Origin of the sequence: Ruminococcus sp. AM43-6 (genome assembly GCF_003461785.1) — a bacterium.
GTDB classification, from domain to species: Bacteria; Bacillota; Clostridia; order Oscillospirales; family Ruminococcaceae; genus Hominimerdicola; species Hominimerdicola aceti.
The window spans coordinates 186,286-201,613 of the sequence record NZ_QTXU01000001.1 but is presented as its reverse complement, the minus strand read 5'-3'; the positions used below and the strand labels follow the sequence as shown (position 1 = coordinate 201,613).

Annotated in this window: 12 protein-coding genes; 3 read left to right on the top strand and 9 right to left on the bottom strand. The window is 41.6% G+C overall.

Features of this window, described 5'->3' with window-relative positions:
• Nucleotides 1-62: 62 nt before the first annotated feature.
• Nucleotides 63-239 (top strand): hypothetical protein, encoded by a 177-nt coding sequence (locus DW938_RS14705; protein WP_171028869.1) that lies wholly within the window; start codon nucleotides 63-65, stop codon nucleotides 237-239.
• Nucleotides 240-278: 39 nt separating this feature from the next.
• Here DW938_RS14705 and DW938_RS00920 read toward each other — a convergent pair whose 3' ends face one another.
• The 9 genes from DW938_RS00920 to DW938_RS00875 all read right to left on the bottom strand — a co-directional run bounded on the left by DW938_RS00920 (nucleotide 279) and on the right by DW938_RS00875 (nucleotide 12,330).
• Nucleotides 279-914: a sortase gene (locus DW938_RS00920; RefSeq protein WP_117891671.1), complete on the bottom strand. Its 636-nt coding sequence runs from the start codon at nucleotides 912-914 to the stop codon at nucleotides 279-281.
• A 43-nt stretch (nucleotides 915-957) separates the two neighbouring features.
• Complete coding sequence (locus tag DW938_RS00915; RefSeq protein ID WP_181984334.1) at nucleotides 958-1,938, bottom strand: Cna B-type domain-containing protein; 981 nt, start codon at nucleotides 1,936-1,938, stop codon at nucleotides 958-960.
• The gene (locus DW938_RS00910) at nucleotides 1,928-2,851 is read right to left on the bottom strand and encodes a class C sortase (protein ID WP_046440730.1); all 924 of its coding nucleotides are present in this window, start codon (nucleotides 2,849-2,851) and stop codon (nucleotides 1,928-1,930) included. The genes DW938_RS00915 and DW938_RS00910 overlap by 11 nt, the downstream gene beginning before the upstream one ends.
• Nucleotides 2,852-2,914: 63 nt before the next feature.
• A complete protein-coding gene (locus DW938_RS00905) occupies nucleotides 2,915-4,501 on the bottom strand; it encodes an isopeptide-forming domain-containing fimbrial protein (RefSeq protein ID WP_118123610.1) in 1,587 nt (528 codons plus the stop codon).
• A 14-nt stretch (nucleotides 4,502-4,515) separates the two neighbouring features.
• The gene (locus DW938_RS00900; RefSeq protein ID WP_147342349.1) at nucleotides 4,516-10,296 is read right to left on the bottom strand and encodes a Cna B-type domain-containing protein; all 5,781 of its coding nucleotides are present in this window, start codon (nucleotides 10,294-10,296) and stop codon (nucleotides 4,516-4,518) included.
• 44 nt (nucleotides 10,297-10,340) lie between these two features.
• A complete protein-coding gene (lepB, locus tag DW938_RS00895) occupies nucleotides 10,341-10,943 on the bottom strand; it encodes a signal peptidase I (RefSeq protein ID WP_118123608.1) in 603 nt (200 codons plus the stop codon).
• Entirely contained in the window at nucleotides 10,930-11,166 is a 237-nt protein-coding gene (locus tag DW938_RS00890; RefSeq protein WP_117863975.1) for a hypothetical protein, read from the bottom strand. The genes lepB and DW938_RS00890 overlap by 14 nt, the downstream gene beginning before the upstream one ends.
• Before the next feature lie 516 nt (nucleotides 11,167-11,682).
• Nucleotides 11,683-11,877 carry a DUF6472 family protein gene (locus DW938_RS00880; protein WP_022288298.1) on the bottom strand — a complete coding sequence of 65 codons (195 nt, stop codon included), beginning with the start codon at nucleotides 11,875-11,877 and terminating at the stop codon, nucleotides 11,683-11,685.
• A gap of 9 nt (nucleotides 11,878-11,886) precedes the next feature.
• Nucleotides 11,887-12,330: a MarR family transcriptional regulator gene (locus DW938_RS00875; protein WP_022288297.1), complete on the bottom strand. Its 444-nt coding sequence runs from the start codon at nucleotides 12,328-12,330 to the stop codon at nucleotides 11,887-11,889.
• Between the two features lie 310 nt (nucleotides 12,331-12,640).
• Here DW938_RS00875 and DW938_RS00870 point away from each other — a divergent pair, with 310 nt between their 5' ends.
• The gene (locus DW938_RS00870) at nucleotides 12,641-12,922 is read left to right on the top strand and encodes a hypothetical protein (RefSeq protein ID WP_117876490.1); all 282 of its coding nucleotides are present in this window, start codon (nucleotides 12,641-12,643) and stop codon (nucleotides 12,920-12,922) included.
• A gap of 168 nt (nucleotides 12,923-13,090) precedes the next feature.
• Entirely contained in the window at nucleotides 13,091-15,235 is a 2,145-nt protein-coding gene (ppk1, locus tag DW938_RS00865; RefSeq protein ID WP_118123606.1) for a polyphosphate kinase 1, read from the top strand.
• The last annotated feature ends 93 nt before the right edge of the window (nucleotides 15,236-15,328 follow it).

Below are 15,328 nucleotides of genomic sequence, written 5' to 3'. Positions count from 1 at the left end.
TATTGACCAACGTACCAATTAATGTTATAATTAATTATAAGAATTATTTGGGAGGTATTTTTATGAGATACACAGTATACAACAAAGCAATGAAACGTCCAGTTTTTCAAACAAATGACCTTGAAGAAGCCATTGACTATACACGCCGCCACCCAAGAAAGTCAAGACGACACTGCATATATGATGACAAACTAAAAACTTTTGATATAAAAAAAATAAGACTTGCCGCAGGAATATAAAACGCACAGGGTGTAGAACTCTGTGCGTTTTTAATGTATTTATGAATAAACAAGTCTTACAGTCACTCTGCTGTAACCGCTCCATGTGCAGGTGAACAGGGTCAGATCCCAGTCGCTGCCACCACCTTTTATGAGCGATGGCGAATCCCAGCCGCTCAGCAGTTCGCTGTTTGTGACAGTATAGTTAAATTCTCTGCCGTAAACATCGGTGAAAATGACCTCATCACCTGAGCTGAGCTTATCCAGCTTATCAAAAAAGCCTGTGTAATTGTGAGCGCAGATTATAAGATCATTGTCTACACGTCTGCCGCTGTACTGACAAGCTGCAGTATTCATTGCAGCATAGCTCCAGCCACGAGTCACAGGAAACTCCTGCCCCAGTGTCGGGAATGAAATCAAGCCTATATATGAGTTGCCGTCAAGCACGATATCCTTATCCGGGTCATCTATCTCGCTGTCCGTGGATCGACTATCGTCAAAAATGTCAAAGGGTGAACTGCTGTCGCTATCCTCTGCACTGTCTGAGATCTGCGTTTTCAGGTCACTCAGCACAGCCTCCATCCTTTTATTACTTTGCTTTTCATGAAAATAGTTGTAATAATTAAGGGATAATGCCGCCGCTATCAGCATTATCCCCATTATTATCAACAAAAGTCCTAGCTTTTTTTTAGTCACTATTTTTCTCCTGTTGTAAAGGCGAGCCTATGTGGTTTCGCCTTTATTTCTCTTTTCTGCTTACTCTCCAGCCTGCTGCGATAAGGATAACTCCACCGCCTATAAGTACAGGCACCGGCCAGTTGAGCGAACCAGTCTGTGGTATATTGTCAGGCGTTGAGCTTGATGAATCAGAGCCTGACGAGCTGCTGTCAGGTGTGCTTGAACTACTATCTGTATTACTCGAACTGTCTGACTTATATGTGTTCTCTATAAGAAACAGCTTGTCATTGTTTTTGGTAACAACTGTGTAGTTGGCAGGAATATCTATCTCCTTAACTGACCACTCAGCTGCAGTATCGTCTTTCCAGAAATACTCCCAATTGTTGTCAGCACTAAGAGTAACAGTATCAAAAAGTTTGCCATCACGATAGATCTCCACCTTGATATTATCAGGTATGAGCTTTTTCTGACCATCAGGAACTATCCACGACTTCCTTACACCATAATCACTGTCCCCTGCCGGGATCTCTTCGTATGTGAACTTGGTGTAAACTGTTATCTGACCCTCAGCAACGATATCCTTATCTATCTCGATAAGTGACGGGGAAGGTGTAAACTTAGCTGTTGTGTTTTCAAAACTCTTGCCTGAAACAAGATACAGACCCACAGAATCAGCAGAAAGCTTTACTTCACCGTTTGCGTCCGTCTTGCCTGTTGAAACAGGTGTAATGTTATCCGTTTTTGCGTAGTTGTCGAGCGTATCAGCGACAGCCTGCATTTTTGAAGCGTCAGTAAAATCAGACATATCTATAGGATAATCGCTGAACTCACCGGTAAGGACAAAGTCAGCTTCCTTACGCTCACCGACCTTATATATACTCCACTCGGCATTACTAACAGTCGTTGTATCATTTTTGCACACTATATCCACATTGATATTATCTGCTGCAGAAGCTGAGATCGTCATGCTTCCCAAGGCTGAAACAGCCATTGCCGCTGTACACAAAACAGCCTTTGCAAGCTGAGAAAATTTAAGTTTCATCTTTGCTACTCTCCTTATCAGGTAGATTTTCAACATTATCGTCACTCTCTGGCTTATCTAGCATTGCCACAAGCTCATCATGAGAGATTTTTTTGCGTTTTGAATCCACAAACCACCACACAAGCAGTACCACAAACAATGGTATTGCTACAAAAGGCACGACCACAAGAGAATCGAGCTGAACAGCGTCTGCCGTTATTTTTGAAACACTCTTTGTATCGTCCGCAGTTTCAACTCTCTTTGCACGAACAAGAAGCCTGTGAGAATTGACTCCGTATGGTGTACAGGTAGTCAACGTAACATGATCCTCACCCGGAATAATGTTCAGCTTATCCATTTCATTAGGCAGAACTATATAAACAGCCTCGACCTCATATGTATAGACCTCTTTCAACACTGTTATAGTGAACTCATCGCCCTCCGCAAGCTTATCAAGGTCGCTGAAAAGCTTTGCTGACGGCAGACCTCTATGTGCTGAAATGACCGAATGAGTGTCCGCTCCGCCAACAGGCAGGCTCGAACCTTGCAGATGTCCCACAGCGACATTTAACACGCCGTCACTTGTGCCATGATAAATAGGCAGCTCCACCCTTATAGTAGGAATGGAAATATAGCCCATAACACCCGTCCCCGTGATATCTAGGATATCCTCATAGCCCTTGACCTGATCATAATCCACAAAAGGTCGGGCAAGTTTTGCTATCTCTTCATTATATTTTCTGGCACGGCTGAGTATCTCTTCATTCTCCTTGTCAGAAAGGTCATTTGCCGCTTTCTGATAAGTCGCCACCGCACGGCTTTGCGTTTTGGAGTTCCACCAATCGCTTATTGTTGGATATAACATCACGGAGAGCCCCACAAGCAATAACAAGACCAATAAAATTGTAGTTGATTTACCGCTTTTCTTCCTCATGGAGTCCTCCCTGATGCCTGCCGACCGAGATCGGCAGGACAAAGGTAAAAATAAATTCAAAAATTAGTCGTTCTTAGCTCTCTTCTTAGCAATGAGAAGCACACCTGCGCCCAGTACGATAGCTCCGCCTACACCGTAGAAGATCTGAGTACCGATACCGCCGGTTGTTGGAAGTGAGCCGCCCTTCTGGTTTATGATCTTAACTGTTGAACCGCTTGTGCCTGAATCAGTGCCGTCGAGCATACGAATGGACTGAAGCGTATTAGCAGGATCATATGTTGTGTCAAACTTGAACTCATATGGATCAGCTCTGTTATACTGAGCAGGAGCTTCTATCTCAACAAGCTTGTAAGTTGTCTGATCATCAATGCCCTTGATAGTAAACTTACCTGTTGCGTCTGTTTCGATATAATCAACAGAGCCTGCCTCACTGCCGATCTCAAGTCTGTAAACATTGTCAGCTATCTTGACAAGTCTGATAGCATCGCCATGAACATTTCTAAGCTGGAACTTAGCACCTGCAAGAGGCGCGCCCTTTTCGTCTACCTTGTTACCAACAAGTGAGAATGTCCAGTCATAAACTGTGACCTTAGGTGTTTCACCGTTCTCCTTACCTGTTTTGTCCTGAGGGTTATTTGAATATGTCAGGTAAGCTGTGTTAGGGTTATTGTTCACGCTGTCAGGAGCAGTAACTGCTACCTTAGCTTTTTCATTGAGCTTAGCAGAATAATAAGTCTCGATCTTTGCAACTGTAGGATAGTTCTTTACAAGCTCCTTAATATCGAAAGTAACATAGAAAGACTCCTTATAGTCGGTCGTACTGCTGTCGTCGCCAACTGTTGTGTTAGGGCCTACTGTAACAGAAGTGATCTCCTGACCGTCAGCGTCATAATACTTGTATGTAAGATTATCATTGAATGTAAAGCCCTCGCTGAGCTGGTCACGAACAGTATAAGTATACTTGTCATAAGCTGATACATCTTTTGGTATAGTTGTTGTGATCTTGAATTCTACATCGTCACCAATTGCGTTGTCGCCAACATCGCCCCATGAGTCATTCTCATTATGCTTGATCTGCTTTGTAAGTGTTGGCTTTGTCCTCTTTGGAGTAACGTCTGTTGTGCCTGAAACGTTAAGGATAAGAGCTGAGTTAGCCTTATCAACACCATTATTTTCTGTTGCATCGACAACGAGATAATAGCCAGCACTTGGAACATTGATAGTGTACTCACCGTTAGCTTCATGAGCAGTTACAGACTTACTGTCGATGATGCAGCCAGAAGCGGCTTTTGCAAACTTGGCAGTATCTTCCTTTGTCCAATGATCTGCGTCTGAGATTATCTTTGCAACGTCTACCGCACTCTCGGCACTGTCAAACTGTGACATATAAGTGCTAAGACCAGGAGTTTTCAGGCTGGTAAGCAGAGCATCGCCATTAATGCCTTTGCCCCACTTGATAGTATTTGTTGCAGATGCCTGGTCAAAGATCTGATAAGCCTTATATACTCTGTTTGTATCAGAATCCTTGATAACAATGTTATTAACGCCAGCATCAGTAGTAGCAAATACCCCGAATGCTGATGTTGCAGCAATAGCTGAAACTGACATAACGGTTGCAGCAGCAAGAGCTGCGAATTTCTTCATCTTCATAATTAATTATCCTTTCATATTTGTTTATTTACAGCGTTTTTTTTGCGACGCTTTGTAACTAAAAGTATTGCTGCGGCAACAGTGACTGTTCCGCCTGCTGCCACGAATGGGATAACACCCATGCCGCCTGTTTCAGGAAGCTCTCCTAAGGTTTCCTCAGAGTTGTTATAGACCTGAACATACTGATCACCGTTCTTTGTCATATCAATACAATTCTCATTTTCTGAGCCATTGTATCTGTAGTAAGCTTTGTATGATGACGTGCTTATCGGCTGACCGTTCACGTCTATCTCCTCAAACCAATAATAATACTTGTTTCCTTTGACATTATTTTCTTCAAGAGAAACGGCAGTTGACCAGTTGTTATCCGCCGTGAGCGTTATCTGCTTCCACAAGAATATTTCACTGCTTGGTATCGCATCTTTATTAGGAACAGGTGTAACGTTCGTCTTCTCAGGTGTGCCAAGATCCTCAGCTGTCACTTCATAAGAGCAGCTACTATCATCATCGGCCTTTGCTGTAAGCTCAACAGTAACATCAGAAGAAATACTGTTCAGATCCAAAGTAAATTTAGTCTTATCCCATGATGAGTTATCAATACCAGACAAACTTATATACTTACTTGTACCTGTCCATGACGGAACGTTCTGCTGCTTGTCAGTATCCCAAACGTCCTCACCTCTGTGGAAATCAGCAAGAACGTCGCCTGATGCATTGATAAGTCTTACTCTTGAATATTTGATATCGCCATTTTCGAGCCATGCATTATTAAGGATGAAACTGAACTTAGCCGAGCCATACATGGTATACTCAGAGGCAAAGCTTCCGTTCTGAGCCATTTCTGCGCCGTTGCTTGTAAGGATCTTGAATTTAACATTCTGTCCCTTATCCATTGTACCTGTAAACTTGTTATATTTTTCAGGCACGTCAGCCTTATTTGTTGACCTATAGATATTAAATGTTACCTTATCATTGGTATGGGTATTGCTATCGCCGTCAGACCATGCCTTTTGCAGGCGAACATCCATATTTTCTACCTTCTGAGGGGTCTTGGTATTGACGATCGTATCAAAGCCCGTGGCACTGCCGTTATTTGAATAAGTATATGTAACGCCAAAGCCGTCAGGTATATTCTTTTCAAGAACATAGTAATACTTGTCCTTGTCAAGACCGTCAAGAGTTACCGTCCAATTCTTAGACTTTTCCAGAGAAACAGTTTTTATAAGTTTGCAATCTGTTGGTATTCCGTTATCTCCATTCACTCTTGAGGTTGAATTTGGTGCAACAGAGGACTCATAAACATCTGCCTCGATCTTGTCGATACCAGCAGGAAGCTCACTGTCAGCAAGCTTGTTTCCAAGCTCATCACGCCATTCCTTCGTAATGTTAAGTCCCTTGACGTTCGTAACTGTAACATCAGTGTTTTTGCTCATTGCCGTTGCACTGTATACAGCCTCATATCCTGTTGCAAGATCGATCTCTTTGATATAATAGTAAAGCTGCTTGTAATCATTGCCGACCTTTGTATATCCAGGAAGCTTTGTCCACTCATGTTTCCAATTGTTAGCTTCGTTAAGAGTTACCTCATCACTGCCCCACTGAATATCATCTGGAACACCGCTTAAAACCTTAGTTGTAGACGAGCCAAGAAGGAACTTTACGCTCTCTGCCGAATGATTTCCGTTTCCATCGCTCCAAACCTTGCTTGCAGTTATCTTAAACTCTTTCAGCAGATTTGTTACTCTGAACATATCTCCGTTCTTCACGAATTGATATCCGTCCTCACCGACTTCACTTGGAACTACAGCCGGACGCACTTTAAAGGCAAAATAAATAGGAGTTTCATCAAGAAGATAACCCTCTGGACTTTGCTTTTCTATAAGCTTATAAAGATGCCCCTCAGTATCTCCTGTGCCTGCGGCAGGTTCAAGATCAAGGTTGTATGAACCGTCAGCATTTACATTAAATGTCTGCGCCTTATCCTGTGCCGAATTTCCCCAGATAACTGATCTTCTGTCTTTCGCAGCATTTTCTTTGAAATCTACTGCCGGGAGCCAATCGTATGTGCCATTTTCCAGCTTAGTGTATCTGTAGATCTCAAAAGAAGCTTTGAGCATAATACTATAGTCTCCGCTGTCTACCTTCATAAGCTTAAATGGCTCAACAGTTGTTGATGATGCCTTTGACTGATTTATCAGCTCAAACTCAGAATCATTATCTTCACTGTCATTTACAGCTGAACCGTTTGTGTCAAATGAAATATTATTGAACACATGAACTTTATAGCCATCGTTCTCAGCGTCCTCATCATTTGCAGGACTTCCTGTATAAACGTATACTATTTTCAGGTGACGCTGATCCGGAACGTTTATTTCAAGTTTCTTTACAAAATCTCGTGTCTTTGCTGTCAGTGCGGAACACTTTACAGCCGAAAGCATTTTTTCATTGCTGACTTCAGTGTTTGAAAAGCCGCTGCTATCCCTGTATTCATATTCGACTCTGAAAACACCGCCCGCCTTCTCAGAAGAAACCTCTTCCACAGGAACGGATATGCTTTTGCCAAAATCTGACCACTCGCCGCTCTTATTGGCAAATGCCTTTACTTCCTTGAAGCTGTTGCCGTCCATATAGCCATAAGCCACATAGTAACTCTTTATATTTCCGTTTTCGTAGCCCTCAGGCAAAGTCAGATCAATAGTACCCTTAGCGCCAACAATACTTTCACTTGGAATAAAGTTAGCGACAAACTTGCCCTTTTCATTGGTAATAACGTCTGCACTGCAGGAAACTGTGCTGTCAACTACCTCCGGATCAGAAATAACATAGCTGAACTCGTTTGTGGAAAGCTCTGAGCCTGTATCTGCGTCAAATACCTTGATAGACTTCAGATCCATATCAACAGCGGAATTGCCATTTATGCTTACCGTTTTTGTCTGAATGTTACCCTGAGCGTCCTTTGTCTTAACTACAGCCGTGCCTCCGCACTTGATAAAATCGTTGAGAGTTATCATTCCGTTTGTTGAGCATTTGAGCTTTTTAGGGTTAACATCAATGGTATAAGTTATTTCACAGCCGGTGGACTTCGGAGAAGATGTTTTCTTCAAGTTCTTTTCCTTAACTGTCTGCGTCTGGCTTCTCTCCGGATATTTTCCAGCTTTATCCTGAACCGTGTTTTTGAACGCTGCAGTACCATTCTTGTAAACACCATTCTTAACATCATCAACCTTTACAAGTGTACTGTAGTAAGCTGTCCAAGCGTCCTGCTGATTCCATACAGTCTTGAAAGTTACTGTATTGGCTGTCTTATCATAGAAATATTCAAACTGACTTGTTTGTGCAAAATCATACTTATCAGAACTATTTCCAAATGAATACCTGAGATAATCCTTGTTCTCGTAGAATATCATTCCCGCCGGAAGCGTGTCCACGATCTCGACATTATCGTTACGCTTATAAGTGCCGTCCTTGTTGATATCAAGCCGCCAATCAAACCTGTAATACTCAACGCCATTTACAGTAACAACAGGCAGGCTGTTAAGATCATGCACTGTGTCGCCTGCTACACTGCTTGCAGCGTCATACTTTTCATAAGGCGCTTTGGAGCTGTCACCTATAGTAAACCTAGTCTTATCTGCACTAGGTCCGAAAGTTTCGCCCTTATAAGCAGCCTTATTATTTACATCTATAATAGTACCTGCATCAAGACCTGTTACATCTACGGTACTGCTATACTGTATCTGCACAAGGTTTATATTGTCAAATTCTTCACTATCATTGAACTTTATCTCAAACGAAGTGTTGTCGGCATTAGGTACTACAGTGTAATTTGAACTGTTAAGAGTTTCATAGCTTCCTTTTCCATTTCTCTGAACATACATAATAATGGAATCAGGGTCAAGAACGCTCTTTATTGACTTGCCGTCATTTGACGCAGCGTTCATTATATCGCTTATAGTCTTGCCCCTGAAGGAACCGTTTGTCTGCTTGACCTCTACCTGCCACTTATATGTAACCTTGCTCCCGTTCTGAGAAATGTCAAGAACTGTTTTTGACTTCTCGTTTACAGGCTTATAATAAACCGTCTTGTCAGAATGGAAGCCGTCAATACCTGCAGTATTTTTCACTGAATAATATCCACTGCTGTCAGGGTCGCCAAGATCATAATCAGCGACCTTTGTTTCATAAGAAATAACTACCTCGTTATTGTCACCTATGCTGTCAGGCAAAACAAGCTCACCGTCACTTGCAACCGTTGCATCAATAGTATCGTTTCCTATTTTAATGCTGACCTTCTGTCCTGCTTTAAGCATATTGTCAGTTATTGTCTTACCTTTAAGGTTGGAATTTTTGTCATTACATTTAACAGTTACTTCCCATTTGATTATACCTAATGTTTTATTATCTATCCAGCCACTTTTTGATATCTGATACTTATTATAAACAGTTTCACTTGATGTGATATCAGACCATGGATTGCTTTTATCAGGTCTTTGCATTTTAACTGTATTTGTAGTTTCCGCCTTGTCAGGATCGATAGCTGTCACATACTCAATGGTGATTTGGGACGCTGTTATTTTATCGTCAAACGTAAGCGTGTTTCCGTCAAGTGTGTACTTTACATCTGAGCCATCGTCAGCTTTAAGTGTAAAGCTTCCAGGCTTTGCATCAGGAAATGCTTCATCATAAAGGTGATAGCCCTTTAGGTCTGCACCGCTAGGGTTGCTTACAACAATTTCCCATGTGACTTCGTTATTGTCGTAGTCAACATTCTTGCCAGTTTTTGAGATCTTATCCTTCTTTGACTCAGAATAAATAGTTTTATCTGCTTTTACTCCATTTCCGTCTTTGTCATATGTAGTGGATTTGTTTTCCACCTTACCTGACATAACGAAATTCGGGTCGCTTGTAGGATATGGGGTCGTGTAGCTTATGGTAACATTTTCTTCACTGAATCCATCGCTGAAAACAAACTTTCCGCTTGCAGCGTCATAGCTTCCCGCACCCTCAGGTGAAACAACAAAACTGCCGTCTACAGCGTCCTTAAAAAGCTTGTCCTCGATCCTGTCAAGAGGCTTCTTTGCAGGATTGTTCACTGTGATAGTCCACTTAACTCCGTCTGCAGTTTCGCTTGCGCCCTTTACGGCAGACATAGTGAGCGGAGTGAAACCGCCTATTTCAACCGTCTGACCGCCTATCTCAACAGTGGTCTTATCGCCTGTATCTGTATCCTTACGCTTTACATTGCCCTCAAAACTTGCCTTACCGCTTATAGCGTCCTTCTCATTTTTCTGTTTATATCGCTCGTCAAACTCAATAAAAAGATACTTCTTTCCATCTATCTCGTCGACTCTGTACTTACCTGAAATTCCATGTCCTTCATCGAAGTGAGTATCCTCGACATCGCCCCAGGTTCCGTCTGACGGTATACCGCCCTCGGGCAGGCTAACATTATCATCGATAGGGAAATAAATATACCTATTGGTCATTTCGCCCTTATCAAAATCAAATTCCACATTGAATTCGATTTTTTTAGATTGGTCTTTTCCTGAACCGACCGCATCATAGGATTTTATCGTGACGCTATTCGCATCCTTATAAGAATAGCTTCCACCGTTATAGGAAACATCTCCACCTGCCACGGAAGTACCCTCAGTGGCACTTATTGCAGGCATAACAAGACTTGCCAGCACTGACACTGTCATAACTACAGACAGCACCACACCGAACAAGCGGCTGCGTTTTTTCCTTTCATTTTCTTTTAGATATTGCCGAACTTTACCGTTAAAATTCTGCAAAACGGATCACTCCCTCCGAAATTATACACTATTTATAATAAACGCTAGTCCACTGTGCCTATCCTTTTAAAAGGATATATCCTCAGTGAGACCTTTCCAAGCACTGCTTCCTCAGCAATACAGCCTATCCTCTTTGTACGGCTGTCAACAGATGTAGATCTGTGGTCGCCCATAACGAATATTCTCTCGTCAGGCACCTGATAAGGCAGCTCGATATCACATTCTCCCAGAGCTTTGCCGTCAACATACGGCTCATTCAAGGTTTTTCCGTTGACGATAACAGTACCGTCATCCTTGATATCCACCACATCTCCTGCTGTAGCGATAACACGTTTCAACAGTATTTTATTATTATAATAAAACGCAACTATATCGCCCTTCTGAAAGCTTCCACGCTTTCTGCACACCACCAGCTCGTCGTCATGCAAGGTCGGCGTCATACTTGTACCCGTTACTCTCAAAACAGGCAAAAATAACATTGATATGATCACTGCTGCTGCTGCCACAACAAGAAGCGACGCCACGGTGCTGCGGAGTATCCTAAGATATTCCCGCCTTTCATGATGCTTTTTTACCACCCGCTCGAGTGTCTGGACATCAGGAAGCTCAGGTTTTTTTAACACCTCGTTCTTGCTATCTGCCGCCATGATCTTCCTCCACTACCGGCTGCTCAACAACCAGCTTGTGACCTGTCAGTGCAGCTACCTGCCGCTCCAGCCTGTCAAGTCGGTCAGTGATACTTTTTTTATCTTCGAGCTTTTGAAGAAGCTTTTCATTCTCTGCGTTAAGCTTATCATATTCTTTTCGCAGATAAAGCATTAACTCGAGCAGCTCATTTTTCGACAATTTTTCAAGTGCCTTATCCTTCAAAAGCCTCACCTCCGACGCAGTATGCCTATATATTTACAAGTATTATATCACTTGATTTTCCATTTGTCAATCCCACAATATATCATATTTGTATTTTATTACATATAAATATACTGATAGTTTACACAATATTGATTTATCATTTTCATAGTGCCGGCAGATGATAAAACAGCATATTTATTAGCCTTGAACATGAAACAATATGAAACCTGCGTTTTTACGCTAATTGCAACTTTCCCCCAAAAAATCTTTCCTATTTTGATTATAGCAGCCTGCATAGTCAATATTTTAACATTGTATACTAATACTGTATTTATTAATATTTTGTAAACTTTGATAAATAACTTTCTATCATTAGCCAAATATTAATTCAGCCCCAGATCGATCCTTATTTAACAGCAAATGCTAGCTGCAAAGCAAATGAACTTTACACATCCACGTTGGCAAGCTTTTGAACTTTACACGTTAAACAAAGCAAGAAAAATCGGCAAATTTCATGTATTCACCGATCTATCATCAATTTTGCTTTCTCACAACAGCATATTCATCATCGAGCCTGTAATAAGGACAGCTATATTCGCTGTCGCTCATTGATCTGTATGCTTCGTCCTCGTCAAGATCGACCATGCAGCAGTAACATTCACAATCCTCATCAAAAACGTAATTCACACAGCTTTCGCAACGGCTGACTATTTTCTTTGCCTTTGTCATAACAGCCTCCTATTTAAGCACCTTTTTAAGTATACTATTTATAAATACAAGTGCGTCCTTCATTTTTTTCATATCACTATCTGAAACACTGGAAAATTTACCGAGTATATCATCAAGTATCTCGTTTTTCATCTTTTCCATAAAGCGCATAGCTTCGTCAGTGAGCCTGATGTTGATAACTCTGCGATTATCGGGGTTTTGCATTCTGATAACAAAGCCCTTGTCAACAAGCTGTGCCACAGCCCTTGTTGCCTGCTCATTAGAAGTGTTTATCTTGCTTGCAAGCTGTGACATTGTGAGCGTTCCCTCAATACATAGTGACAGCATTATTATCTGCTGAGTTCTTGTTATATCATACTTTTTCTTATCAAACGTATCAAATACCAATTTTCTGCTGAGAGGGTATATCTCATACATTGACATGATACATTCACGACGTACATTGTCTACCATTTTTACTTCCTCCACATAAAGCTAATTACAACATATTTTCGTTGATTTTTCCACACACAGTAATTATAACATACACTTCTCATTTGTCAATAGCAGAATTATATCAATATTTGATTTTGTTAAGTTATTCTTTTAGGGGTTTTGTTTATGAAGATAGATTATATGCGCATGACAAGTTTTAGAATTTTACCAATTTACAAAAAGTTCAGTCGAAATTTCTGTAAATTATAGCTGCCAGCTTAACACAAGACGGTAAGAATGTGGTATAATAGTTAATGAAGTAAAAATAGATTATGGAGGTTTAAAGTATATGTTGTGTACTGAGTGTAAAAAAGAGCAAGAAAAACGTATTCCTAACGAGAAAAAAGAAAATGCACAGCCCGCCGAGAAAGTGTGCAGCGACGTACATACAACACTGAAATCAAAGCGTTCAGCCGCTTTGATACTTTTGACTGGTGCTACGCTTATGCTTATAATTGTGTTCATTCTTTTTTGGCTTATCATGTTGCCGAATCTGCCACAAGACAACAGCGTCCTTGCGAATAACTGTGCAAATATATGCCAGACCGCTAAGGAATATATCGGGATCTGATCTTCAAGACGATCTGCTCCTGCCTTCGGGCGGGAGTTTTTTTTGTTTTATGGCGATTTTACAAGGTTTTTACAGCACCTGCATTGACATCATATTCGTTTGGCGGTATAATAATACAGTATGATATAAGATGCCTTTCTTACGATAGGAGTTAGGAGAAATAAGAATATGAATAACAAGGTCTACGATAACAGAGAGTTATCATGGCTTAAATTTAATGAGAGAGTTCTTGAAGAAGCTCAGGACAGTGCTACACCGCTTCTTGAAAGATTGCTTTTTCAGTCGATATTTGCAAGCAATCTTGACGAGTTTTTTAGGGTGCGTGTGGGTTCACTTTATGATTCCTCGCTTGTGGACGACGATCATAAAGACAACAAGTCCAAAATGCGTCCATCTGAACAGCTTTCTGCAATATTTGAGCGTGTTCATGAGCTTATACCAATAAAAGATAAGACATACAAAGCTATCTGCGAGGAACTGGAGCTTAAAAATATAGTACATAAAAACATAAAGGCTCTTACTGAACAGGATAAGAAATTTCTTGAAGCTTATTATGCCTATGAGGTCAAGCCGTTTCTTAACGCCTTTATTATCGATAAAAGACACCCTTTCCCGTTTCTTGCAAATCAAAGTATTTATGCAGTCGCAAAACTCGCTTCAAAATCCGCCGTCACAGTTGGTATAGTTAGCTGTAACGAGAAATTCCAGCGTGTGATCTTTCTTCCTGATGACGAGGGGTGTATAAGCTATATCCTTGTGGAGGAGCTTATTCTCCATTATGCTGACAAGGCATTTGAGGGCTATAAAATAGAAGAAAAGGCTCTTATGAGAGTAACGCGAAATGCCGATATCGACGTTGACGAGGGCTTTGACTCGGAACTTGATTTCAGACAAAATATGTCTGAGCTTATCAACAAGCGTAAACGCCTTTGTCCTGTGAGATTACAGCTTTCAAAGCAAATATCCGACACTGTGCTGAACGAACTGCTTTCAAGGTTGGAGCTTTCAGAAAAGCAAGTCTTTGTGGAAAAAACTCCCCTTGATATGTCCTATGTGTTCGCTGTGTTTGACAAGGTGGCAGACAGAAAAGAACTTTTCTTCCCGAAGCAGGAGCCTCAGCCCTCTGCTATGATAGACCCGTCAAGGTCAATGATAGAGCAGATAGACGAAAAGGATCTTTTTCTGCACTATCCTTATGAGTCCATAAAGCCTTTTATCAGGCTTCTTGACGAGGCGGCAAAGGACGAAAGCGTTACATCTATTAAGATGACTTTGTATCGTGTGGCGAAAAATTCAAAGGTTATAAAAGCCTTGTGCAACGCCGCAGAAAATGGTAAAGACGTGCTTGTGCTTGTGGAGCTGAGGGCACGTTTTGATGAGGAAAACAATATAGGGTGGTCAAAGCTTCTCGAGGAGTCAGGCTGTCATGTAATGTATGGTCCGCAGGGACTTAAAGTCCATTCAAAGCTTTGTCTTATTACAAGAAAAGTTGGCGACAGCGTAAAATACACTGTTCAGGTGGGTACAGGAAACTATAACGAAAAGACCGCAGGGCTTTACACAGACCTTTGCCTTATGACATCAAACAACGACATTGCTCAGGATGCTTGCGAGGTGTTCAGAACGCTGTCAATGGGCGAGCTTGTGGAAAGCTCAAAGTCACTTATGGTCGCTCCCCACTGTCTGCAAAATAAGGTAGTGGAGCTTATGGATAATGAGATAAGCATTGCAAGAGCAGGCGGTGAGGGATATGTTGCCGCAAAGCTCAATTCTCTTACTGATAAGGTGCTTATGGACAAGATAATAGAATGTTCTCAGGCAGGCGTGAAGGTAGAGCTTGTTATAAGAGGTATATCCTGCCTTGTGGCAGGCGTGGAGGGCGTTACCGACAATGTGCAGATACGCTCAATAGTGGGCAGATATCTTGAACACGCAAGGATATATATTTTCGGCACAGGTGTTCGCAAAAAGGTATACATATCAAGCGCAGACTATATGACAAGAAACACCACAAGGCGAGTTGAGGTCGCCGCACCTATCCTCAGCGAAGAAGTAAAAAAACGTGTCCTCGATATTTTTGACACCCAGATGCAGGACAACGTAAAAGCAAGGATAATGCAGCCTGACGGAAAATATGTCCGTGCAGAGCGTGGAGATATCGCCATTGACGCACAAAGCAGATTTTACGCTGAAGCATACGCTAATGCACCAAAGCCTGCTCCTGTTAATGATTCAAAGGCTGTCGAGCCTGAAAAGAAGAAAAAGGGCTTTTTAGGCTGGCTTAAAAGGATTTTCAGAAGAAAAAAGAAATGATATAAAATGCGGTCATAGTGATGTGACTGCATTTTTTTGTATCAGAACAAAATATAACGGGCGACCCAAGGTCGCCCCTACACAAATAACGCA